Origin of the sequence: Vibrio sp. 1CM24A, assembly GCF_023161725.1 — a bacterium.
Lineage (GTDB): Bacteria > Pseudomonadota > Gammaproteobacteria > Enterobacterales > Vibrionaceae > Vibrio > Vibrio coralliirubri.
On the sequence record NZ_JALNTS010000009.1, the window covers coordinates 113,625 to 136,333 of the forward strand.

Annotated in this window: 20 protein-coding genes; 18 read left to right on the forward strand and 2 right to left on the reverse strand. The window is 46.1% G+C overall.

The window, feature by feature from the left end; all coding sequences use genetic code 11:
* The first annotated feature begins 1 nt into the window (after position 1).
* The 18 genes from pilM (at position 2) to MSG38_RS19450 (ending at position 20,711) form a co-directional block, all read left to right on the forward strand.
* The gene (gene pilM, locus MSG38_RS19365) at positions 2-1,027 is read left to right on the forward strand and encodes a type IV pilus assembly protein PilM (protein WP_248402426.1); all 1,026 of its coding nucleotides are present in this window, start codon (positions 2-4) and stop codon (positions 1,025-1,027) included.
* On the forward strand, positions 1,011-1,610 hold the full coding sequence (locus MSG38_RS19370) for a PilN domain-containing protein (protein ID WP_248402427.1): 600 nt from the start codon (positions 1,011-1,013) through the stop codon (positions 1,608-1,610). Before pilM ends, MSG38_RS19370 begins: the two co-directional genes overlap by 17 nt.
* On the forward strand, positions 1,603-2,232 hold the full coding sequence (gene pilO, locus MSG38_RS19375; RefSeq protein WP_248402428.1) for a type 4a pilus biogenesis protein PilO: 630 nt from the start codon (positions 1,603-1,605) through the stop codon (positions 2,230-2,232). Before MSG38_RS19370 ends, pilO begins: the two co-directional genes overlap by 8 nt.
* On the forward strand, positions 2,219-2,737 hold the full coding sequence (locus tag MSG38_RS19380) for a pilus assembly protein PilP (protein WP_248402466.1): 519 nt from the start codon (positions 2,219-2,221) through the stop codon (positions 2,735-2,737). The genes pilO and MSG38_RS19380 overlap by 14 nt, the downstream gene beginning before the upstream one ends.
* Before the next feature lie 35 nt (positions 2,738-2,772).
* Entirely contained in the window at positions 2,773-4,491 is a 1,719-nt protein-coding gene (locus MSG38_RS19385) for a type IV pilus secretin PilQ family protein (RefSeq protein ID WP_086774522.1), read from the forward strand.
* A gap of 176 nt (positions 4,492-4,667) precedes the next feature.
* Complete coding sequence (gene aroK, locus MSG38_RS19390; RefSeq protein WP_017061125.1) at positions 4,668-5,186, forward strand: shikimate kinase AroK; 519 nt, start codon at positions 4,668-4,670, stop codon at positions 5,184-5,186.
* A 25-nt stretch (positions 5,187-5,211) separates the two neighbouring features.
* A complete protein-coding gene (gene aroB / locus MSG38_RS19395) occupies positions 5,212-6,300 on the forward strand; it encodes a 3-dehydroquinate synthase (RefSeq protein WP_017061124.1) in 1,089 nt (362 codons plus the stop codon).
* A gap of 79 nt (positions 6,301-6,379) precedes the next feature.
* Positions 6,380-7,897: an AAA family ATPase gene (locus MSG38_RS19400; RefSeq protein ID WP_248402429.1), complete on the forward strand. Its 1,518-nt coding sequence runs from the start codon at positions 6,380-6,382 to the stop codon at positions 7,895-7,897.
* A gap of 69 nt (positions 7,898-7,966) precedes the next feature.
* The gene (locus MSG38_RS19405; RefSeq protein ID WP_048605377.1) at positions 7,967-8,815 is read left to right on the forward strand and encodes a Dam family site-specific DNA-(adenine-N6)-methyltransferase; all 849 of its coding nucleotides are present in this window, start codon (positions 7,967-7,969) and stop codon (positions 8,813-8,815) included.
* 201 nt (positions 8,816-9,016) lie between these two features.
* A complete protein-coding gene (rpe, locus tag MSG38_RS19410) occupies positions 9,017-9,691 on the forward strand; it encodes a ribulose-phosphate 3-epimerase (RefSeq protein WP_017068835.1) in 675 nt (224 codons plus the stop codon).
* A 102-nt stretch (positions 9,692-9,793) separates the two neighbouring features.
* Positions 9,794-10,480, forward strand: a complete 687-nt coding sequence (locus MSG38_RS19415) for a phosphoglycolate phosphatase (RefSeq protein WP_017061120.1) — start codon at positions 9,794-9,796, stop codon at positions 10,478-10,480.
* Between the two features lie 150 nt (positions 10,481-10,630).
* Positions 10,631-11,647, forward strand: a complete 1,017-nt coding sequence (gene trpS / locus MSG38_RS19420) for a tryptophan--tRNA ligase (protein WP_248402430.1) — start codon at positions 10,631-10,633, stop codon at positions 11,645-11,647.
* 385 nt (positions 11,648-12,032) lie between these two features.
* Positions 12,033-14,627 carry an ExeM/NucH family extracellular endonuclease gene (locus MSG38_RS19425; protein WP_248402431.1) on the forward strand — a complete coding sequence of 865 codons (2,595 nt, stop codon included), beginning with the start codon at positions 12,033-12,035 and terminating at the stop codon, positions 14,625-14,627.
* A gap of 200 nt (positions 14,628-14,827) precedes the next feature.
* Positions 14,828-15,406: an aminodeoxychorismate/anthranilate synthase component II gene (locus tag MSG38_RS19430; protein ID WP_009848915.1), complete on the forward strand. Its 579-nt coding sequence runs from the start codon at positions 14,828-14,830 to the stop codon at positions 15,404-15,406.
* A 464-nt stretch (positions 15,407-15,870) separates the two neighbouring features.
* Positions 15,871-17,082, forward strand: a complete 1,212-nt coding sequence (locus tag MSG38_RS19435; protein ID WP_248402432.1) for an aspartate aminotransferase family protein — start codon at positions 15,871-15,873, stop codon at positions 17,080-17,082.
* 107 nt (positions 17,083-17,189) lie between these two features.
* Positions 17,190-18,209: an arginine N-succinyltransferase gene (gene astA, locus MSG38_RS19440; RefSeq protein WP_048605373.1), complete on the forward strand. Its 1,020-nt coding sequence runs from the start codon at positions 17,190-17,192 to the stop codon at positions 18,207-18,209.
* 39 nt (positions 18,210-18,248) lie between these two features.
* Positions 18,249-19,706, forward strand: coding sequence for a succinylglutamate-semialdehyde dehydrogenase (astD, locus tag MSG38_RS19445; protein WP_248402433.1), 1,458 nt, complete (start codon positions 18,249-18,251; stop codon positions 19,704-19,706).
* A 213-nt stretch (positions 19,707-19,919) separates the two neighbouring features.
* Entirely contained in the window at positions 19,920-20,711 is a 792-nt protein-coding gene (locus tag MSG38_RS19450) for a DUF1338 domain-containing protein (RefSeq protein WP_061039600.1), read from the forward strand.
* 184 nt (positions 20,712-20,895) lie between these two features.
* Here the strand turns inward: MSG38_RS19450 and crp are convergent, their stop codons facing one another.
* Together crp and MSG38_RS19460 are read right to left on the reverse strand one after the other, a co-directional pair.
* A complete protein-coding gene (crp, locus tag MSG38_RS19455) occupies positions 20,896-21,528 on the reverse strand; it encodes a cAMP-activated global transcriptional regulator CRP (protein WP_004729651.1) in 633 nt (210 codons plus the stop codon).
* Between the two features lie 239 nt (positions 21,529-21,767).
* Positions 21,768-22,637 carry a phosphoribulokinase gene (locus MSG38_RS19460; RefSeq protein ID WP_010435210.1) on the reverse strand — a complete coding sequence of 290 codons (870 nt, stop codon included), beginning with the start codon at positions 22,635-22,637 and terminating at the stop codon, positions 21,768-21,770.
* Between the last annotated feature and the right edge of the window lie 72 nt (positions 22,638-22,709).

A 22,709-nucleotide genomic window follows, 5' to 3' on the forward strand; every position in this document is an offset into this window, starting at 1 on the left:
CATGGGTTCATCATTAATTACAGGTATAGATATAAATCATCACAGCATCAAAGCCGTGGTACTAAAACCCGTGGGGGAGTTGTATGCCCTAGTGGGATACAAAGAGCTGCCGATTTCGGACGACATTTTTACAGCTAACCATACTTTGGAGTATCAGAAAACTGTTAAGAAACTTAAAGAACTTAGGAAAGGACTGCCTTTTGGCTGTCGCAACGTCGCCATTTCGGTACCTGATAACACAGTGATCAGCAAAGTACTGCAAATAGAGAGTGAGTTAGAAGACAGAGAAAAAGAGTTTTCTATCTATCAAACCTTCGCCCATCAATCTCCCTTTCCTATCGAGGAGCTGAGTTTAGATTTTGTAAAGCTGGAAGACAAACGATTTGGTAAAGGTTCGACAAGCAGTTATCAGGTATACGCCACTCGTAAGGAAGTGGTGGATAGCCGAGCGGATGCACTAACTAAGGCTGGTTTTAAACCTGTGGTGGTGGATACACAGGCGCATGGGCTACTGAATATCTGGCAATTGGCCTCGCGTCTGTATCCCGATAAGAAAAACTGGTTGCTGGTGGATGTTGGAGTCGACCAAACCTCGCTAGGGGTTATCCCGCAGAATTCGGCGCCTTTCTATAAAGACATCGCCTTTGGCACTCAAGATCTTCGCAGCTCAGATGACCCGAATGATATCGAGAGTGTGTTCGGTACTATGGAAGAGACACATCAATTCATCGTTAACCTGATTGAGAAGCTCAAGCGTCAATTACAGCTCTATTCCTCGGGAAATGCGCAGCAACCTATCTCAGGGATCTGGCTGATGGGCGAGGGCGCCAGCATTCCTATGGTAACCGAAGAGCTAGAACGTCATTTTCAGCTGAGCTGTGAGTCATTGAATCCTTTGTCTCTGTTTGAGAATAAGGTCGCCAAGAGACGCCGACTGCCGATGGACTGGCAACACTTTGGTATCGCGGCAGGTATGGCGATGAGTGGACTCAAGTGGCAGGGAGAGAAGCATGTTGCATCAAATTAACCTGCTGCCGTGGCGTGATGAGATTCGTGCTCAGCACAAGAAGCGTTTTATCCATCTGATTATTCTTGGCGTCATCATTGCGCTTATAGGGCAATGGGCGGTTGGTCACTATTTTCACGACCAACAAGCCAAGCAGCAAGCTCGTCTTAATTATCTCAATCAGTACATTGCTGAACTCGACCGACAAATTCAGTCGTTAAAAGTCGCAGAGCAAGAACACAAAGCCATTCTGACTCGTCTTGATGTAGTGGAGTCGCTGCAGCTTGGCCGCAATAAGACCACCGACTTTATGAACCTGATGCCGGAGCTAATTCCTGAGGGCGTATATGTCGACAAGATAAAGATGAATGGTCAGGAGATTGAAATGTCGGGCATCAGCGACAGTACTGCTCGTCTCGCCACCATGCTGGATAACCTCGAGCGTTCAGATTCCCTGAAAGGGGTCGAGATGCACTCTATCGTTCATAACCGCAAGCGCTTTAATAAAGAGTTTCAGACCTTCAAGGTCTCTTTTGTGTTTAGCCCTGTGTCTTTAGACAACACAACCGCGAGCAGAAAAGAGAAGGGGGCGCATCATGGCTAACCTTCAAAATAAGATTAGTAGGCAAAACAGGATGAGTTTGCAAGATCTCGATGTTGATGAGATCACTGAATGGCCATTGTTGCCCCAGCTTCTCATGATTCTGGTGTTGATAGTGTTAATCCAAGGTATTGGCACTTGGCTGTATGTGCTGCCGCTCGACGAGGAACTGCAACAGATGAAGCAACAGGAGCAGACCTTAAAAACGACATTGAGAATAAAGGCTAATAAGGTTGCAGCCTTGCCTAAGTTGCAGAGCCAGTTGGATGAGTTAACCAGCCGTTACGATTACTTGTTAGAGCAACTGCCCGTTCAAAAGGAGTTGGCGAGCATGTTGGCCTCAGTGAATGAGCTCGGCTTGGATAACTCGCTGACCTTCACACGAATTGATTGGGGGCAAAAGCAGAACAAGGAGTTCCTCTATCGATTGCCTCTCAATATTGAGCTGACAGGTGACTATCACGAGATTGGTGACTTCTCTGCAGCCATCGCCAAGCTGCCGCGCATCATCAGCTTTGATGATGTGAATTGGCAGCGAGTCAGCCAAGAAAGCAGCACGCTGCACTTTAGGGTTCGAGCTTATACCTACCAGTTTAAATCGGAGGTCAATGATGAAACCCAATAGCGTGTTTTACTCAATCGTATTGATGCTTGCGTTGTCAGGCTGCAAAGCTAATCAAGACTCACTGCAAAATTTTGTGGCGCAGGTTGAAGCCAAGGCGAGAAAAGACGTCGAGCAACTTGTCCCAGCAACTGAATTCACGGCGGCGACTTATCAGCGCCGTGCCTTTCGTCCTCCCTTTGAACTGCCTAAAGAAGCCATTGTGCAAAACCAACCCTTGGTCAAGAAAGACTGTTGGCAACCCAGCGCCCGTTCTCGTAATGGCAAGTTAGAGAAGTACCCGCTGAGTAAGCTTCGTTTAAGAGGCGTGATGGGCAGTGGCTCAAGCGTGTTCGGCTTAGTGCAAACTCCCAAAGGCAACGTGGTAAACGTCAAAAAAGGTCAGTTTATCGGCTTAAACAATGGCCGAGTTACCAAGGTGACGAGCCAGTACGTTCAGATTAATGAAACTCTTCCAGATGGCTTAGGTTGTTGGCATAAGCGCAACGTTAGGCTGGCTCTGAAGTAAACCAATGTCACATGATGTGGATATGAGATGTAAATATGATTAAAGGAATAAGTGGGTTAGTGAGCAAGGCTCTACAAGGTTTTGCTGTGTCTGTGATGTTGGTTGTTAGCGTGCTCAGCCATGCCGAGAGCTTACCGAACAAATTAGAGAATATTGATTTTAGGGTGAACAAGGATAAAGACGCCGTCATCATTATTGAGCTGGCGACCAGCACCGCAGTGGTGGATGTTCAACGTGCTCAGGAAGGGTTAAGTATCGAGTTAATCAATACTCAAGTTGATGATGATAAGCTCTACCTGCTGGATGTGAAGGATTTCGCTACCTTGGTTGAAGGCATTGAAGTCTACAAAGAGACACCAAGCACTCGGCTTCTAGCGACGATTAGCAATGACTATCAGTATGAATATAACCTAAAGGGGCGCTTTATTGAGGTGGTGATCAGCAAACCGGTTATCGATGAAGCGACCAAAGAAAAAAGCGTTCTAGAGAAAGAGGGCAAGCTGATATCGATTAACTTCCAGGATATCCCAGTACGAAATGTCCTGCAGTTGATTGCCGACTACAATGATTTCAATCTCGTGGTGTCTGATTCGGTAGCCGGAAACCTGACGTTACGCTTAGATGGCGTACCTTGGCAGCAAGTTCTCGACATTATCTTGCAAGTTAAAGGCTTGGATAAGCGTGTGGATGGCAATGTTATTTTGGTCGCGCCGAAAGCGGAGCTTGATCTTAGAGAGCAACAAGCGTTAGAGAAATCTCGCTTAGAAGAGGAGTTAGGGGAGCTAAAATCGGAAATCATCAAGATTAACTTTGCTAAGGCCACCGACATTGCTGACATGATTGGCGGTGAAGGTGCGGTCAGCATGTTGTCCGATCGTGGCTCAATTACCATTGATGAGCGCACCAACTCACTGCTCATTCGTGAATTGGAAGAAAACATTGCCGTGATACGAGGCATCATTGAATCGTTAGACATTCCCGTGAAGCAGGTACAGATAGAGGCACGCATTGTCACTGTTACCGAGGGTAACCTAGATGAGCTTGGCGTGCGCTGGGGCGTTTCATCAACCAACGGAAGCTTCACCGTTGGTGGTTCAATCGAAGGCAACCACCCATCAGCGATTACGCCGTATGACGACGATAGCGGCAGCAGCGTGATTGATGACTATCTCAACGTCAATTTAGGGGCAACATCGCCAAACGCCTCGAGTATTGCGTTTCAGGTGGCCAAGCTGGGCTCAGATACCTTACTCGATCTTGAACTGTCGGCACTGCAACAAGAGTCAAAAGCTGAAATCATTTCCAGCCCACGCTTAATCACCACCAATAAAAAGCCGGCTTATATTGAGCAAGGTACTGAAATTCCTTATTTAGAGTCATCTTCAAGTGGCGCTACGTCGGTTGCGTTTAAGAAAGCGGTATTGAGTCTTAAGGTGACACCGCAGATCACGCCCGATAATCGTTTGGTATTGGATTTGAGCGTGACTCAAGATAGGCCAGGGCAAGTGGTAAAAACCGGAACCGGTGAAGCGGTCGCAATTGATACGCAAAGAATAGGTACGCAAGTGCTTGTTAATAATGGTGAAACTGTCGTGCTTGGCGGTATATTTCAGCACAGCGTGAGCAGTACAGTGGATAAAGTTCCTCTGTTGGGAGACCTGCCAGTTTTGGGTGCATTGTTCCGTCGCAGCTATGAAAATGTGGGTAAAAGTGAACTACTTATTTTTGTCACACCCAAAGTTGTGATTCAGTAATGAACAATTAGATTAAAAATAAAGTTGCATTAGTGGCACCTAACCTTGATAATTTCGGGTCTTATCACGAATTATCTGTGAGGAATCGGTGCCACGGGCCTTTTAATTTCAGTACTTGTACTGACCTACCTTGTGGCGATGTCATTGAATTAACGTTGTAAATTACTGCTAAAAACATGGCTGAGAAACGCAATATTTTTCTTGTTGGCCCAATGGGCGCCGGCAAAAGTACAATTGGTAGACACCTAGCTTCCCAACTTCATATGGAGTTTCTAGACTCTGACACTGTGATCGAAGAGCGCACTGGCGCAGACATCGCATGGGTTTTTGATGTTGAGGGCGAAGAAGGTTTCCGTAAGCGCGAAGAATCTGTAATCAATGATCTGACAGAAGAACAAGGTATTGTTCTTGCGACAGGTGGTGGTTCAGTGTTGAGCAAAGAAAACCGTAACCGTCTATCTGCACGAGGCATTGTTGTATACCTAGAGACAACAATTGAAAAGCAACTTGCTCGCACTAACCGCGACAAGAAACGCCCTCTACTTCAAACAGACAACCCGCGTGATGTGCTAGAAGATCTAGCTGTATCTCGCAACGCACTATACGAAGAAGTGGCGGACTACACAGTTCGTACTGACGACCAAAGTGCAAAAGTGGTAGCCAACCAGATCGTAAAAATGCTAGAAGAACGTTAAGTTCATTTTTTCGGAGAGCAAACCCATGGAACGGATTACGGTCAATCTAGCTGAGCGTAGCTACCCTATCTCTATTGGCGCCGGGTTATTTGAAGACCCGGCGTACCTTTCTTTTTTATCAGGTAAGCAGAAAGTTGTTGTTATCAGTAATGTGACAGTAGCCCCTCTTTATGCTGATAAAATTTTATCGCTATTGGATCAAGTCGGCTGTCAGACATCTCTTCTCGAGCTGCCAGACGGTGAACAGTACAAAACCCTTGAAACGTTCAATTCAGTGATGAGCTACATGCTTGAAGGAAATTACAGCCGCGATGTGGTGGTGATTGCTTTAGGTGGTGGTGTTATCGGTGACTTGGTCGGTTTTGCTGCCTCTTGTTACCAGCGCGGTATTGATTTCATTCAAATCCCGACGACCCTTCTTTCTCAAGTGGACTCTTCTGTTGGTGGTAAAACCGCAGTAAACCATCCTCTTGGTAAGAATATGATCGGCGCTTTTTACCAACCGAAATCTGTGATCATCGATACCAACTGTTTATCAACGCTTCCAGAGCGTGAGTTTGCAGCGGGCATTGCTGAGGTGATCAAATACGGCATCATTTACGATGAAGCCTTCTTTGATTGGTTGGAGCAGAATCTAGAGAAACTTTATCAACTTGATGAAGAGGCACTGATTACCGCGATTGCTCGTTGTTGTGCAATTAAGGCTGAAGTGGTGGCTCTAGATGAAAAAGAGTCAGGAATCAGAGCGTTATTGAACCTAGGTCATACATTTGGTCATGCGATTGAAGCAGAACTAGGCTATGGTAATTGGCTACATGGTGAAGCTGTGTCGTCAGGCACTGTAATGGCAGCTAAAACAGCTCAATTACAGGGACTGATCTCTCAGCAGCAACTTGAGCGAATTATTTCTATACTCAAGAATGCGAAACTACCAATCCATACGCCAGAAAGCATGTCTTTTGAAGACTTTATGAAGCACATGATGCGCGATAAAAAAGTGCTGTCTGGTCAGTTGCGTTTGGTATTACCAACAAGTATTGGTACTGCTGAAGTGGTTGCTGATGTGCCTCAAGACATCATTAAACAAGCGATCGATTTCTGCCGTACTCTTTAAATTTGGTTGTGAGGTTGCCTAGCTAAACTCTAGGCAACTGAAGCGTTTTACTGATCGATCTTATCAGTAGGGATCCCCAATGAGTTTGGCTCATGAATTAAGAGTATTAGAGTTAGAATCTCAAGTTGAGCTGCTAGAGCGCTTACAGCTTTTGACTAACTTTGGTTCAAACCTTGTGACGGTGGCTGGCAAAACTGGCTCTGGCCGATCTTGGTTGGCTCAGCGTTATCTTGAAGCATGGTCGACAGAAAAAAATCAGTGTTTACTGCTTTGTCACCCAAGCCAAGACGATCAACAACGTCGCGCGCTTATTCTTAGCCAAATTGTTTCTGATCCCCTGTTTAATCAACATGATTCTTTATCAGATAGCCTAACAAGGTTACTGGATGGAGAGCCGTGTAATGTGGTTATCGTCGTTGATGATGCCCAACGACTTTCTGAGCTATTGGTATCCGAATTATGGATGTTGGTACTGGAAGCTCAATCAAACCCTCAATGGACGATCAATATCGTTCTCTTCTCGGAACCTGGCCACTTAGATACGTTATTAACGCGTTTGAGTTACGGTCAACAACACAAGCCTATCGATCTTGAGATCGATGACCTTTCGCAACCAGAAGCTGAACATTTCTTTGAATCACTGGTGATTCGATATGTTGATGATGAGTCTGAAACTCGCGTGCGACGTGCGTTTAATAAAGCGCAACCTCTGCCCGGTGAGTTAATGGCTTTAGGAGAATTGAAAGTGGAAAAAAGGATTATTATTCGCTCAATTATTGGCTCACCCATCAATATCGCGATTGTGGTGGCCTTGCTGTTGATTTTAATTGGTGGTGGCTATTGGTGGATGTTCAGTCAACCAACCCCTGACGATAAAGCGCAATCTCTTATCGCTCCGATTGAACAGACAGCTATCCCAACTTTTGAAGTGGAAAGTGGTACCGAGCAAGTAGGAATCGACGGAATGGACGATTCTGAAGCCGAAGCTGACATGAGTTACCAGGGTGCTGATGACGACAGCTCTTCTTTGCCACCGGTTGTGGTTGAAGAGACAGTCAGTGTTGGTGAGGCAACACAAGATCAGCAGCGTGTCGTAATCACCTCTGATGTGGTTGATGCCTTGCTTGATGATAAACCTGAAAGTGCCGATACCAGTGCGATTGATGCTGCTGTTGAAGAAAACACAGGTGCCGCGGTGAGTTCGCAGTCAGATGCAGACAAAGTGGAGTCACAACCTTCAGCCGATGAAGCAGCAGACCTAACCCAGTCCACGCCACCGACTAAGAAAATTACCTTCTCATTTTCTCGCGAAGAGTTACAAGCGATCTCGCCGCGAGCTTATACCTTGCAGTTGAGTGCGATGACCTCATTGGAAGACGTCCAATCTTTCATTGAAGAGTATGACCTTGAGAACAAGGTTCGTATTTACCCAACACTTCGCAACGACACCAAGTGGTTTATTATCACTTATCAAGATTACCCAACGATTCAAGTGGCGAGAGACGCGGTAAGTGCGTTATCAAAACCCCTTCAACAGTTGGAACCTTGGGCAAAATCGATGAATCAAGTACATCGAGAGATAGAACGTGCGAAATAACCCTGAGCTTAGCTTCAAAATATGTTACATTCCGCAGCCTTATTTTTGAGTTGATAGATAGAGCAGTAAATGAAAAAGCAGCGTGCCTTTCTAAAATGGGCTGGTGGTAAATATGGCCTAGTTGAAGACATCCAACGTCACCTGCCACCTGCTCGTAAATTGGTAGAACCGTTTGTCGGTGCCGGCTCAGTATTTCTGAATACTGACTTTGAACAGTACCTGCTTGCAGATATCAATCCCGATCTTATCAACCTGTACAACCTACTTAAAACCGATCCTGAAACTTATATCACGGAAGCGAAGCGCTGGTTCTGTCCTGAGAACAACCGCAAAGAAGCCTTCTTAGATATTCGCGCTGAGTTCAATGGTACAGATAACGTCATGTATCGTTCGTTGGCTTTCTTGTATATGAACCGATTTGGCTTCAATGGCCTGTGTCGTTACAACAAGAAGGGCGGTTTTAACGTTCCATTTGGTTCTTATAAAAAACCTTACTTCCCAGAAGCTGAGCTGGAGTTTTTTGCCGAGAAAGCGAAAAAGGCCACCTTCGTCTGTGAGGGATACCATGAAACCTTTAGCCGCGCGCGCAAAGGCTGTGTGGTTTACTGCGACCCTCCATACGCACCACTGTCGAACACGGCTAACTTTACCTCTTACGCAGGTAATGGCTTTAGCTTAGATGACCAAGCGGCACTGGCGGATGTTGCTGAAAAAGCAGCGATGGAACGCGGTATTCCTGTTTTGATTTCAAACCACGATACGACATTAACTCGTCGCTTATATCATGGTGCGGAGTTGAACGTGGTTAAGGTGAAACGTACCATCAGCCGCAATGGCGCTGGCCGTAATAAAGTTGATGAGCTATTGGCGCTTTTCCATAAAGAGAAAAACCAGCAGCACGCATCAGCGGAACAGTAATGGTCAGAATATCCGCCAAACTCATTAAATTGAGTGACCAACGGATACTTTCTTAAACTAATCTTTCGAACTGCTAGGATCTGCTTAGGTGCTTAGGTAGAATTGCACACCAAATAGTCTTGGGATTGAGTCTTGTATTTGTTTATGAGATGTCACCAAGGCGGTGATATTCGCAATTTACTCACTCTTAAGAGGTTTGGTATGAAAGATTTTCTAATCGCTCCATCGATTTTGTCTGCAGATTTTGCTCGTCTTGGTGAAGACGTAGAAAAAGTACTCGCAGCTGGTGCTGATGTTGTGCACTTCGATGTGATGGACAACCACTACGTACCTAACCTGACTTTTGGCGCGCCTATTTGTAAAGCGCTGCGCGACTACGGTATTACGGCTCCTATCGATGTTCACCTTATGGTTAAGCCAGTGGACAGCATCGTGCCTGAGTTTGCTAAAGCCGGCGCATCAATGATTACCTTTCACGTTGAAGCGTCAGAGCACATCGATCGCACTCTACAGCTAATCAAAGAGCACGGTTGTAAAGCGGGTGTCGTTCTTAACCCAGCAACACCTCTGTCTTGCCTAGATTACATCATGGACAAAGTAGACATGATTCTACTGATGTCTGTGAACCCAGGCTTCGGCGGTCAATCATTCATTCCTCATACACTCGATAAACTGCGTGCCGTTCGTAAGCTGATTGATGAGTCAGGCCGTGACATTCGCCTAGAGATTGATGGCGGCGTGAAGGTTGATAACATCCGTGAAATCGCAGAAGCGGGTGCCGATATGTTCGTTGCGGGTTCAGCTATCTTCAATCAACCGGATTACAAAGAAGTGATTGATGAGATGCGTGCAGAGCTTGCAAAAGTAAACGCATAATCGTAAAACTACAGATAGATTGAATATTAAGGGGCTAATTTGCCCCTTTTTTACGTCTTATAGCTCAACTCATAAGACGAACATAATAAATAGGAAAGTAAGATGTCATTAAGCTCAATAAAACTGATCGCCTTTGATTTGGATGGAACCTTGTTAGATAGCGTGCCTGATTTGGCCGTTGCTGCTGACCAAGCTTGTCAGGAGTTGGGCTTCCCTTCAGTGAGCGAAGAACAAGTTCGCGACTACGTAGGTAATGGTGCTGATGTTCTTATCGGACGTTCACTCAGCCGTAACCTGACGGTTGACCCAAGCCTTGAACCTGAACTACTAAAAAAAGCGCGCATCTTGTTTGATGATTTCTACGAGCAGGGCGGCCACAAGCTAAGTCACCTTTACCCATCGGTTAAAGAGACGTTGGCTGAGCTGGATAAGGCGGGTTTCACCATGGCGCTGGTCACCAACAAGCCTTCGAAGTTTGTACCAGACGTTCTGGCGCAACACGGTATCGATAAGTACTTTGTTGATGTCTTAGGCGGCGACTCTTTCCCAGAGAAAAAACCGAACCCAGTCGCGTTGAACTGGTTGCTAGAAAAGCACAATGTTAAAGCGGAAGAGATGCTGATGGTTGGTGACTCAAGCAATGACATTAAAGCGGCTAAGAATGCAGGCTGTCACTCGTTTGGTCTGACTTACGGTTATAACCACGGCGAGCCGATTTCAGCATCAAACCCTGACTATGTCGCGGATAACGTCGCGCAATTACTAGATGTCGTTCTAGTTTCAGCATAAAGCGTACAAAAGTTAGCTAACCTACTAGCAAAATACTTATCAATGAGTACACTGGATGAGCCGTACAGAAGAGCTGTGCGGCTTTTCTATATTTAAGTTAAGAAGCTAAGCGTTCAATAAACTTAGCGAATAAGCAAAGGAATTAAAACCATGAGCAAGCCCATCGTATTGAGTGGTGTTCAACCATCTGGTGAACTAAGTATCGGTAACTACTTGGGTGCTCTACGTCAATGGCAACAGATGCAAGATGATTACGATTGCCAATACTGTGTTGTAGACCTTCACGCAATTACGGTTCGCCAAGATCCGAAAGCCTTGCATGAAGCGACTCTAGACGCACTAGCAATCTGTCTTGCTGTCGGTGTTGATCCAAAGAAGAGCACGCTATTTGTTCAGTCTCACGTACCAGAGCATGCTCAACTTGGTTGGCTTCTTAACTGTTACACGCAAATGGGTGAACTGAGCCGTATGACTCAGTTTAAAGATAAGTCTGCACGTCACTCAAACGACGTAAACGTAGGCCTATACGACTACCCAGTGTTGATGGCTGCAGACATCCTGCTTTACGGTGCTCACCAAGTGCCTGTAGGTAGCGACCAGAAACAACACCTAGAGCTAGCGCGTGATATCGCAACTCGCTTCAACAACATCTACGGTCCTGAAACGCCAATCTTCCAAGTACCAGAACCTTACATTCCAACAGTGAATGCACGTGTAATGAGCCTGCAAGACGCGACGAAGAAGATGTCTAAGTCGGACGACAACCGTAAGAACGTGATTACTCTGTTAGAAGAGCCTAAGTCGATCATCAAGAAGATCAACAAAGCGCAAACCGATGCAGAAACACCACCACGCATTGCTCACGATTGGGAAAGCAAAGCGGGTATCTCTAACCTAATGGGTCTGTACTCTGCAGCGACGGGTAAAACGTTCGAAGAGATCGAAGCGCAGTACCAAGGCGTTGAAATGTACGGTCCGTTTAAGAAAGATGTAGGCGCAGCATTGGTTGAGATGCTTGAGCCGATTCAAGCTGAATACCACCGTATCCGTGCTGACCGTGCTTACATGGACGCAGTAATGAAATCCGGTGCTGAAAAAGCCTCTGAGCGTGCTGCAGTGACACTGAAAAAAGCATACGAAGCAGTAGGTTTTGTTACTCGCCCATAGGGTGAACTAACACAACTCGCTTGAGAATTTGAGCCCAAAGTAGCTGCTGTTTACTTTGGGCTTTTTCATGCCCATTCCATTTGCCTTCCCCACAAACCCTTTGTTTGAATTGATAATTTACGCAGTATTTAGCTAGCACACCCGTAGCTTTAATGCTGTGCAGATGATCTTATTTGACACCCTCAAGCTTTATAAAATCACACTCGTTTCTATATATGTTGGAAATATATAACGTGCCAAACAATTGATGATTCCAAAGTGATAAGTTCCTCATTTTCTTGCCAACTGACTTATTCCTTTCATAAATAAACCTGATAGTTACCACAAAATACATGACTGCCCATAGATGGCAGTGACTATAACTCGATGAACTCAGGTGAAACGGATGGCTCTTTTACACAAACCTTCATTGCTAGCAGTGGCAATTGGTAGCTTGTTAACTACAAGCGCACACGCTGATTTGTTTATTTCACAATATGTGGAAGGCGGCAGCTATAACAAAGCGGTTGAGATTGCCAATAGTGGCGATAGCAGCATTAGTTTAGATGGTTACTCATTGGCGAAATCTGCCAATGGCAACGGATCATGGGGTGCCACTTTACCTTTAGATGGCCACGTTTTAGCACCCGGTGAAGTACTCGTGGTCGCACATTCTAGTGCGAGTGATGAGATTAAAGCTCAAGCTGACATTATTAATGCCTCTATCGCCAATCATAACGGTGACGACCCGCTGGCTATCTTGAATTCAGATGGGTCGGTACATGATGTTGTTGGTTTGATGGGCGATGTGGACTGGGGCAAAGATGTTACTTTGGTTCGTGCGACACAAACATCTTCTGCGACGTTTGATGCTTCACAATGGGTATCGCTACCAAAAGACAGTATTGAAGGCCTAGGTTCACTAGACAGTGTTGAACTGCCAGAAGCGTTCACTTGTACACAAGATGGCTCTGACCCAGTATTCACCACCATTCAAGAAATCCAAGGTGAAGGCGCAACATCACCGTTCATTGATGGCTATCCGTACATCACCGACGATGAATACTTCGTCAAAGGTGTGGTAAGTGCGGTGACAACAGGCCTAACCAAAGGCTTCTACCTGCAAGCACTTGAGGATGATTTCAACTCAAGCACTTCTGAGGGTCTATTTATTCATACCAACCAGTCGAGCTCAGAGCTAGTAGCCGGTGATGTAGTGTGTGTGAAAGGCAAGGTTCAAGAATACTACAGCCACACTCAGCTGAAAGTTGAAAACAACCAATGGATCAAGCAGGGCGAGCAGCAAGCACCTGAAGCGACGGCGATAGAAGCGCTAGACAGTGATGAGAACTTCGCTGCAACGCTTGAACGCTACGAAGGCATGTTGGTGAAAACAACCGAAGCACTAGACATGCGTGTGACACGTACTTTTGGTTATGACTACGCAGGTCGTCGTAACAACATGGTACTGGCGCATGAGCGTATTAACATGCAGCCGAACCAGCTTTTCGCCGCGGGATCTGACGAAGCGAAGCAGCAAACGGAAGACAACGCCGACCGCCGTCTTTTCGTTGAAACCGATCAAAAAGCGGCTGATGGACAAGTCCCTTTTTATCCAGATTTTGGCCGCACTGATATCGACCAAGACGGTTCAACAGAAGATTACATCCGCATTGATGACACCATTGTTGGCCTAGAAGGCGTGTTGACCTACAGCTACGGTGAGTATCGTTTAATTACGACCAACCAGATTTCTGCTGAAAACTTCGTTCGTAACGATCCGCGTACCGACAAACCAGACATGGATGAAGGCAATCTACGTATCGCGACCTTCAACGTATTGAACTACTTTAATTCCCCATTTGGTGGCGACGCGAATCAGCACGGTAACAACCGTGGCGCGAACACCATCACTGAGTTTGAGATGCAGCAAGAGAAGATTGTGAACGCGATTCTTCGCTTAGATGCAGACATCATTGGTTTGATGGAAATTGAGAACAACGGCTTTGGTGAAGGCTCGGCAATTCAACAGCTTGTGAATCAACTGAATGACCGTATTGAACATAAGAAAGACCGTTATACCTTTGTGGCTGTCGACTCGAACGAAGATGGCGTAACCGACGAGATGGACTCGATTGGTACTGACGTTATTACAACGGGTGTTATCTACCGTAAGAAGGTGGTTAAGCTTAAAGACAGCCGTGTTATCGCGATGCCAAGCCAACAAGCACCAGAGGTGTTAGACGATTCAGGCAAGGTGATTGAAGACGGTAAGAACTACCAACGTGATTCATTGGCGCCAACCTTTAAGGTTAAAGGCACCAAAGAGAAACTCACCGTAGCGATCAACCACTTTAAATCGAAAGGTTCAAAGTGCTGGGAAGATGCGGCACCGGTTGAGCAGGGCGGCCAAGGTGGCGTTGATGCCGATAAGCAAGGTTCATGTGAGAACTTCCGTGTTGCTGCGGCAGTTGCATTAGGTGAAGCGCTAGACGGCATCAAAGGCCATAAAGTGATTCTGGGTGACATGAACTCGTACGGAATGGAAGATCCAATGCTGGTGCTAACGGATTACTCGGAAGAGAAATACGGTAAGCAAATCAAAGCAGCTCGTAATACCTTCATTGATGGTGTTGAGCAGTTTGGTGATAGTGGTGCGGTGATTACGAAGAATTACGGTTACATTAATGCTGTGGCTCAAAAGTACCCAGACAGCTGGAGCTACTCATACAACGACGAAGTGGGCGCTTTGGACCACTTGTTGATCAGTGACAGCCTGAAAGATAGGGTTGTCGATGCTACCGATTGGCACATTAACGGTGGCGAATCGACGTTATTTGACTACAACGAAGAGTACAAAGGCGATCTACCTAAATACCAAGATCACTTCCGTTCATCGGATCATGATCCTGCAGTTCTTGAGCTAAGAGTGGGCGGTTCATTTGGCTTCGGTGCTCTGATGTCACTATTTGGCTTAGCAATGTGGCGCCGTCGCAAATAGCTCAATCACAAATAGATTGGCTTGCCATACAAGTAAGCCAATTCAGATAACTTAACGCTATCTGTAAACAATTAAGGTCAACTTAGGTTGGCCTTAATTATTGACTAAATGCAGTTTCCACTTGCCTTTCGCCATGGGTATTGCACAATACCGCCCCTATATCCCCCAATCCTTTAGTATTTAGCAAACGATTTCGACCCATGTTACTTATCATCGATAACTACGACTCTTTTACCTATAACTTGTATCAGTATTTCTGTGAGTTAGGGGTAACTGTAAAAGTTGTTCGCAACGATGAGATTGATATAGCGGGCATCGAAGCGCTAAATCCTAGCCATCTTGTTATCTCGCCGGGTCCATGTACGCCCGATGATGCGGGAATTTCGCTACAGGTGATTGAACACTTCGTTGGTAAGCTGCCGATCTTAGGTGTGTGTCTTGGTCATCAAGCCATTGCTCAAGTCTTTGGTGGTGAAGTGGTGAGAGCCAGACAAGTGATGCATGGTAAAACCTCACCGATCCGTCATAACGGTAAGAGCGTTTTTCAAGGTCTCAATAACCCTCTGACTGTGACACGTTACCATTCCCTAGTGGTGAAAAACGGCACATTACCAGACTGTTTTGAGCTGACGTCTTGGACAGAATTTGAAGATGGCAGCATGGATGAGATCATGGGTTATCAACATAAAACCTTGCCGATTGATGCCGTCCAATTTCACCCTGAATCGATTAAAACAGAGCAAGGACACCAGCTTCTCGCTAACTTCCTAGCACGCTGAGTGTTTAAATTTGCCCCTTTCTCCGTCTAAATAAGCCAGTTTAACGTATTCCATTACCCGTTAAGCGTTTAAATTCGGGCGCTACGCGTCTTCATCCCTCTGACGCCGATCACTTTTTATAACATTTCTCCCTCGTCAGGCTAAGTTTTTAGCCTATGCAAAATTATTCGCGTTATTTCGTCTCGAACCCAATATACCGCAATGTCAGTAAGGCTTTGCTGTTGCTGGTTATACGTTTAGGTAAAAAAAGCTTCATAAAACAGATTAATTGATGCATAAATAGTCATAGGTAGTGACGTTTAGCTGGTTGTAAGGGATGGCTAAAGAATAATCTACTATTGAAAAGGTTAATTAAATGTAAATATAATGCTGCTGCGGGATTATGGCGAGACAAAATATCTTTGTCTCACTTATGAACCATTACGCTTATTTGCGAAGCTTGCGGTATCGAGAAGGAATGTACGATGACAGTGGAAAATAAAGTAGAACGTAGTCTGTTTAATGAGGTGATGGTGCCTTGTTATAACCCAATGGAAATGATCCCAGTAAAAGGGGAAGGCGCACGCGTTTGGGACCAACAAGGCCGAGAGTATATCGACTTTGCTGGTGGTATCGCCGTGAGCTGTTTGGGTCACTGTCACCCAGCAATGGTTAATGCTGTTACCGAGCAAGCAAACAAGATTTGGCATCTAAGTAACGTGATGACCAACGAACCTGCACTGCGTCTAGCGAAGAAGCTAACCGACGTATGTTTTGCAGAAAAAGTATTCTTTGCCAACTCTGGCGCAGAAGCGAATGAAGCAGCATTGAAGCTAGCTCGTCGTTGGGCGGCGGACGTTCACGGTCCTGAGAAATCTGAAATCATTGCATTCAAACAAGGTTTCCACGGTCGTACTTTCTTTACCGTAACTGTAGGTGGTCAAGAAGCTTACTCTGATGGTTTCGGTCCTAAACCGGGCGACGTTACTCACCTGCCTTACAACGATATTGCAGCACTAGAAGCGCACATCTCTGATCGCACTTGTGCAATCATGATGGAACCTCTGCAAGGCGAGGGCGGTATCATCTCGCCAACCTCTGAATTCGTGAACACAGTTCGTGAACTGTGTGATAAACACAATGCGCTGCTTATCTTTGATGAAGTGCAAACGGGCAATGGTCGAACTGGTAACTTTTACGCTTACCAAGGTCTAGGTGTAACACCAGATATTTTGAGCACGGCGAAATCACTGGGTGGTGGTTTCCCTATCGGTGCAATGCTGACGACTTCTGAACTGGCGACACATCTAAAAGTTGGTACTCACGGCTCTACTTACGGTGGTAACCCACTGGCGTGTGCTGTTGCAGAAGCGGTTGTTGATGTGGTTAGCCAACCTGAAACATTAGCTGGCGTGAAAGAGCGTGAAGCATTGTTCCGTGATGGTCTTACTAAGATTAACGATAAGTACCAAATCTTCAGTGAAGTTCGTGGTAAAGGCCTACTACTAGGTGCTGCGCTTAACGAAGAGTGGCAAGGCCGTGCACGTGACGTGTTAGTAGCAGCAGGCGAACAAGGCTTGATGGTACTGGTTGCGGGTGCAAACGTGGTTCGTTTCACGCCATCACTGGTTATTACTACACAAGAAATTGAAAAAGGCTTATCAAAACTAGACAAAGCAATCGCTACGCTAGTTTAGCCTGAGCGGCGTCATAGGAATGATCGCCAATAGAGCGATCCCATGACGTTCTGCTAAAGGCCCAAGCTTCTGGTTTTGGGCCTATTTTGCATCTGGAGGGAATATTGATGCTAGTTGTTCGCCCAATAAAATTATCTGATTACGATGCGCTGCATACCTGCGCGGTTGAATCTGGTCACGGATTCACATCTCTTCCGGTTAACGAAGAACTGTTAACTAACCGTATTACTCACTCTGAATACAGCTTTGCCAAACAAGACGTGACTGAACCCGGTGATGAAGGCTACCTAATGGTTGGCTTTGATACTGAAACTGGTGAGGTTGCAGGTACCACGGGTATCGAAGCTTCAATCGGTTGGGATGTCCCGTTCTACTCTTACCACATCAGTAAGGTGGTTCACTCGTCGCAGAAGCTTGGCGTAAATAACGTCGTGAAGCTGCTGACTTTCGGTAATAACTACACCGGATGCAGTGAGATCTGCACACTGTTCTTGCGCCCGGCATTCCGTGGTGGATTGAATGGTCGTCTGATGTCTAAGTGTCGTTTCTTGATCATGTCTGAGCACCCAGAGCGTTTCTCGAAAACGATTTTTGCTGAGATGCGTGGCGTATCAGACGCAGAAGGTAACTCTCCTTTCTGGCAATGGTTGCAAGAGCACTTCTTCTCGATTGATTTTACGCTTGCCGATTACCTAACCGGTATTGGTAAGAAAGGCTTTATTGCAGACCTAATGCCTAAGCTACCTATCTACGTCAACCTGCTGAGCAAAGAAGCTCAAGCGGTGATCGGAGAGGTACATGACAATACGCGCCCTGCACTTAAGTTGCTGGAACGTGAAGGTTTCACTAACCGTGGTTACGTCGACATCTTTGATGCGGGGCCAACGGTTGAGTGTGATCTAAGAAACATCGAATCTGTACGTCACTCAATTCGAGCACAGGTTCAAATTGCAGAGCACTCTAGCTCGAAAGACTTCCTAATTGGTAATACCTCGTTTGAGAACTTCCGCGCAGTAGCCGCGAAAGGTGCGTATGACCAAGCAAGCGACACAGTGATTTTATCATCTGAAGTAGCAAGCGCTCTTGAAGTAAAAGAAGGCGAATTCGTTCGCATGTTGGCTCAGTAAGAGCGGCGATTATCTGTCGAAGATTTTAAGGATAGAAGTATGACTCAGTGGATAGCAGGACAGTGGGTGGCAGGTCAAGGTGACGCCATGACATCAGTAAGCCCATACAACAATGAAGTAGTGTGGCAGGGTGATAGCGCGACACCAGCACAGGTTGAATCTGCAGTAGCAGCAGCTCGTGAAGCCTTCTTGGTTTGGAAAAAACTGAGCTTTGCAGAGCGTGAAGCGATCGTGTTGAACTTTGCTGAGAAAGTTAAAGAGAACAGCGAAGAAATCGCGCAAATCATCGCGAAAGAGACGGGCAAACCGATTTGGGAAACTCGCACTGAAGCGGGCGCAATGGCGGGCAAGATTGCTATTTCCATTCGTGCTTACCATGAGCGTACCGGTGAAGCTTCTCGTGAAGCGGCAGGCAACCAGATTGTACTGCGTCACCGTCCATTAGGCGTGATGGCGGTATTTGGTCCTTATAACTTCCCAGGTCACCTACCTAACGGTCATATTGTTCCTGCACTGCTATCGGGTAATACCGTGGTATTTAAGCCTTCAGAGCAGACACCTTGGACGGGTGAGTTTGCGATGAAATTATGGCAAGAAGCGGGTCTTCCTGCTGGCGTCATCAACCTAGTACAAGGCGCTAAAGAGACAGGTATCGCACTGGCCGATACTAAAGGTCTTGATGGCGTGCTGTTCACAGGTAGCGCTAATACTGGGCATATCCTTCACCGTCAATTCGCGGGCCAACCGGGCAAGATGCTGGCACTAGAGATGGGTGGCAATAACCCTATGGTGATCAGTGACCAATATGGTGACGCAGACGCAACGGTTTATACCATTATCCAATCGGCGTTCATCAGTGCGGGTCAACGTTGTACATGTGCTCGTCGCCTGTATGTGCCTGTTGGCGAGAAGGGTGATCTGCTACTCGATAAGCTGGTCGCAGCGACGCAAAAGATTCGTGTTGATCAGCCATTCGCTGAACCAGCACCATTCATGGGGCCACAGATCTCTGAAGCTGCGGCTAAGTTTATTCTGGACGCACAAGCGAATCTGCAATCGTTAGGCGGTGTCAGCCTAGTAGAAGCAAAAGCGGGTCAAGCGGCGTTTGTTTCTCCGGGTATTATCGATGCAACCAACATTGCTGAACTGCCGGATGAAGAGTACTTCGGTCCATTGCTACAAGTTGTTCGTTACCAGTCACTAGAGCAAGCGGTTGAGCTAGCTAACGATACTCGTTTTGGTTTGTCTGCGGGTCTTGTATCAACAGATGATTCTGAATGGGAATACTTCGTTGACCATATCCGTGCGGGTATTGTTAACCGTAACCGTCAGCTAACAGGCGCAAGTGGTGATGCACCATTTGGTGGTCCAGGTGCTTCGGGCAACCTACGCCCAAGTGCTTACTACGCAGCGGACTACTGTGCTTACCCTATGGCTTCAATGGAAGGTGGCGAAACTCAACTTCCGGCAACGTTTAGCCCGGGTATTGAGCTTTAATTTAGGCTAATGAGTCTTAGGCTCATACGTTAAGCTTGAAATAGGGAAGTGGTGTTATCGCTTCCCTTTTCCATCACGTCCGACACCTAGATTGGGCGGTAGATAATAATAGAAAAAGTATGTCACAGGCTGATGGCTGCTGACTCTGTGTCTCAGCCTCTCCCTTTCTAATCCAAATTACTAGCTTGCTAGAACCTCTGACAAGGAGTCACCATGACGCCCGATCTACTCTTTAAATCACTTTGGGACGATTACATTCACAGGCTTTGTCCATCGGCTGAGAAAGTGCATCACTTGCTGAAAGAAGACGAAGCGCTGATTAATGATCACATTGCACTGCGTACTTTCAATGTTGCTCCTTTGGGTATTGAAACACTAGCGAAGCCTTTCCTTGAATTAGGCTACAAAGCGTGTGGCGACTACTTGTTTGAGAGCAAGAAGTTAGTGGCTAAGCATTACGAGCACCCAGATCTAAAACAACCAAAAGTATTCATTAGTGAGTTGAAGGTTGAAGAGTGTTCAAGCGACCTGCAACAGATCGTTGCTAAGTTGGTTGAGCAAGTGGATGCAAGCAAGCTTCAAGGTCATGAGTTCTTGTTTGGCGGTCGTCTTTGGGATTTGAGCTTCGCTGATTTTCAAGTACTAGCGAAAGAGAGCGAATACGCGTCTTGGCTAGCGGCTCATGGATATGGTGCAAACCACTTTACGGTGAGTGTGAATCAGCTAAATAACTTCGATGAAGTGCAGGCCGTGAATGACTACTTGAGCGAGTCGGGCTTCACGATCAATGCATCTGGCGGTCAGGTTAAAGGCTCCCCAGAGGTCTTATTAGAGCAATCATCAACAATGGCAGACAAAGTCCCAGTTTCATTTGTTGAAGGCAATGAGATGATTCCTGGCGGCTTCTATGAGTTCGCTAAGCGTTATGCGATGGCCAACGGTGAGCTTTACACCGGTTTTGTTGCTGCATCGGCTGATAAGATCTTTGAGAGCACCAACGGTTAAAGAAAGATACCAGAACGGGCTTTACCCTTGAGATATGGTGAGGCTTCGTTTCGAGACAGTTTGCGCTTGGAAGCTGTAGGTGTTTTATTCGCATCTCGTATCTGCTCTATAGATCTTCAGAAAACAAAAAAGCCACCAAATTCGCATTTGGTGGCTTTCAAATTTTTGGCTCAGTTAATCGAGATTAACGAGTGCCGTATACCACGATAGTTTTACCGTGTGCAGAAATTAGGTTCTGCTCTTCTAGCATCTTCAAGATACGACCAACTGTCTCACGAGAACAACCAACGATCTGGCCAATCTCTTGACGAGTGATCTTGATTTGCATGCCGTCAGGGTGAGTCATTGCATCTGGCTGTTTCGCTAGGTTTAGTAGCGTTTGAGCGATACGACCTGTTACGTCAAGGAACGCTAAGTCACCAACCTTTTGGCTAGTTACTTGTAGACGGTTTGCCATTTGCGCTGAAAGGCGCATTAGGATATCTGGGTTCACTTGGATAAGTTGACGGAATTTCTTGAAAGAAATTTCAGCTACTTCACAAGGAGATTTAGCACGAACCCAAGCTGTACGCTCTTGGTCTTCTTCGAACAAGCCAAGCTCACCGATGAAGTCGCCTTGGTTTAGGTAAGAAAGAATCATTTCCTTACCTTCTTCGTCTTTGATAAGAACTGCCACAGAACCTTTAACGATGTAGTACAAGGTTTCTGCCTTTTCACCAGCATGAATCAAAGTACTTTTTGAAGGGTACTTATGAATATGACAGTGTGAAAGGAACCACTCTAATGTTGGATCGGTTTGAGGTTTACCTAGAACCATAATATCTCACTTCCTCTGCAGGGTATGCTTGCCGCTTTCCGTATTTTAGCTAAGCCTGGATTGACTTGTAGGATAAGAGCACTCGTTGAGTGCTGCAAGCTATCTTGTGTTTCGTTTAAGAATAGTATCCTTTTTCAGGTACTATTTCTTGATTTTAATCGTGACCAAGCTACGATTTTTTACGCAAAATTGTGCACATGATCACGGTATGAAAAGTAATCAACCAGAATGCCGTTTTGTTAACCTATTTTTCCGGTTTCGATGAGTTGTTGCAGGATTGGCCTCACAATGAGCTCCATAGCAAAACTCATCTTGCCGCCTGGCACCACTAGCGTGTTATGACGAGACATAAACGAGCCATCAATCATAGCCAGAAGGTAGGGGAAATCGACGTTTTTGATGCCACGCAAACGTATAACTACGAAGCTTTCGTCTAAACTTGGAATCCCTTTGGCGTTGAGTGGGTTCGATGTATCTACGGTTGGAACACGCTGAAAGTTGATGTGAGTACGCGAAAATTGCGGGGTAATGTAGTTAAGGTAATCATCCATTGAACGAACAATGGAGTCCATTACGGCTTCGCGTGAGTGGCCACGATCGCGGGTGTCACGAACGAATTTTTGGATCCATTCTAGGTTTACGATAGGTACCATGCCGATCAGCAAATCGACGTGTTGAGAAACGTTAATGTCGCCATCAACTACACCGCCGTGCAGGCCTTCGTAAAACATCACATCGGAATTTTCAGGGATCTCTTGCCATGGCGTAAAGGTGCCCGGCATTTGATTGTAAGGCACGGCTTCATCGAAGGTGTGCAGGTAGCTTCGTACTTTACCCGTGCCTTCGTTACCGTATTTACGGAAGAACTCTTCTAGCGCACCAAAGTCGTTGGCTTGTGGGCCAAAGTAGCTGATGTGCTTACCTTGCTCGCGCGCTTTACGGATCTCGACATCCATCTCTGGGCGAGTGAAGCGATGGAAACTATCCCCTTCAACCCAAGCTGCCTTCACGTCCATCATATTGAACATTTTACGGAAGGCTTCTGAGGTGGTGGTGGTGCCGGCTCCAGATGAACCCGTCACCGCAATAATTGGATGTTTAGCGGACATGACAACCCTTGTCTTTTGAGTAACTTACTTGTTAGCAATCGTTTACCACTATAACACGGCTCCTTTATGAGC

Bases quoted from the DNA above. Each gene is read 5' to 3' on its own strand.
- pilM (WP_248402426.1), top strand. From the start codon at position 2: ATGGGTTCATCATTAATTACAGGTATAGATATAAATCATCACAGCATC.
- MSG38_RS19370 (WP_248402427.1), top strand. From the start codon at position 1,011: ATGTTGCATCAAATTAACCTGCTGCCGTGGCGTGATGAGATTCGTGCT.
- pilO (WP_248402428.1), top strand. From the start codon at position 1,603: ATGGCTAACCTTCAAAATAAGATTAGTAGGCAAAACAGGATGAGTTTG.
- MSG38_RS19380 (WP_248402466.1), top strand. From the start codon at position 2,219: ATGAAACCCAATAGCGTGTTTTACTCAATCGTATTGATGCTTGCGTTG.
- MSG38_RS19385 (WP_086774522.1), top strand. From the start codon at position 2,773: ATGATTAAAGGAATAAGTGGGTTAGTGAGCAAGGCTCTACAAGGTTTT.
- aroK (WP_017061125.1), top strand. From the start codon at position 4,668: ATGGCTGAGAAACGCAATATTTTTCTTGTTGGCCCAATGGGCGCCGGC.
- aroB (WP_017061124.1), top strand. From the start codon at position 5,212: ATGGAACGGATTACGGTCAATCTAGCTGAGCGTAGCTACCCTATCTCT.
- MSG38_RS19400 (WP_248402429.1), top strand. From the start codon at position 6,380: ATGAGTTTGGCTCATGAATTAAGAGTATTAGAGTTAGAATCTCAAGTT.
- MSG38_RS19405 (WP_048605377.1), top strand. From the start codon at position 7,967: ATGAAAAAGCAGCGTGCCTTTCTAAAATGGGCTGGTGGTAAATATGGC.
- rpe (WP_017068835.1), top strand. From the start codon at position 9,017: ATGAAAGATTTTCTAATCGCTCCATCGATTTTGTCTGCAGATTTTGCT.
- MSG38_RS19415 (WP_017061120.1), top strand. From the start codon at position 9,794: ATGTCATTAAGCTCAATAAAACTGATCGCCTTTGATTTGGATGGAACC.
- trpS (WP_248402430.1), top strand. From the start codon at position 10,631: ATGAGCAAGCCCATCGTATTGAGTGGTGTTCAACCATCTGGTGAACTA.
- MSG38_RS19425 (WP_248402431.1), top strand. From the start codon at position 12,033: ATGGCTCTTTTACACAAACCTTCATTGCTAGCAGTGGCAATTGGTAGC.
- MSG38_RS19430 (WP_009848915.1), top strand. From the start codon at position 14,828: ATGTTACTTATCATCGATAACTACGACTCTTTTACCTATAACTTGTAT.
- MSG38_RS19435 (WP_248402432.1), top strand. From the start codon at position 15,871: ATGACAGTGGAAAATAAAGTAGAACGTAGTCTGTTTAATGAGGTGATG.
- astA (WP_048605373.1), top strand. From the start codon at position 17,190: ATGCTAGTTGTTCGCCCAATAAAATTATCTGATTACGATGCGCTGCAT.
- astD (WP_248402433.1), top strand. From the start codon at position 18,249: ATGACTCAGTGGATAGCAGGACAGTGGGTGGCAGGTCAAGGTGACGCC.
- MSG38_RS19450 (WP_061039600.1), top strand. From the start codon at position 19,920: ATGACGCCCGATCTACTCTTTAAATCACTTTGGGACGATTACATTCAC.
- crp (WP_004729651.1), bottom strand. From the start codon at position 21,528: ATGGTTCTAGGTAAACCTCAAACCGATCCAACATTAGAGTGGTTCCTT.
- MSG38_RS19460 (WP_010435210.1), bottom strand. From the start codon at position 22,637: ATGTCCGCTAAACATCCAATTATTGCGGTGACGGGTTCATCTGGAGCC.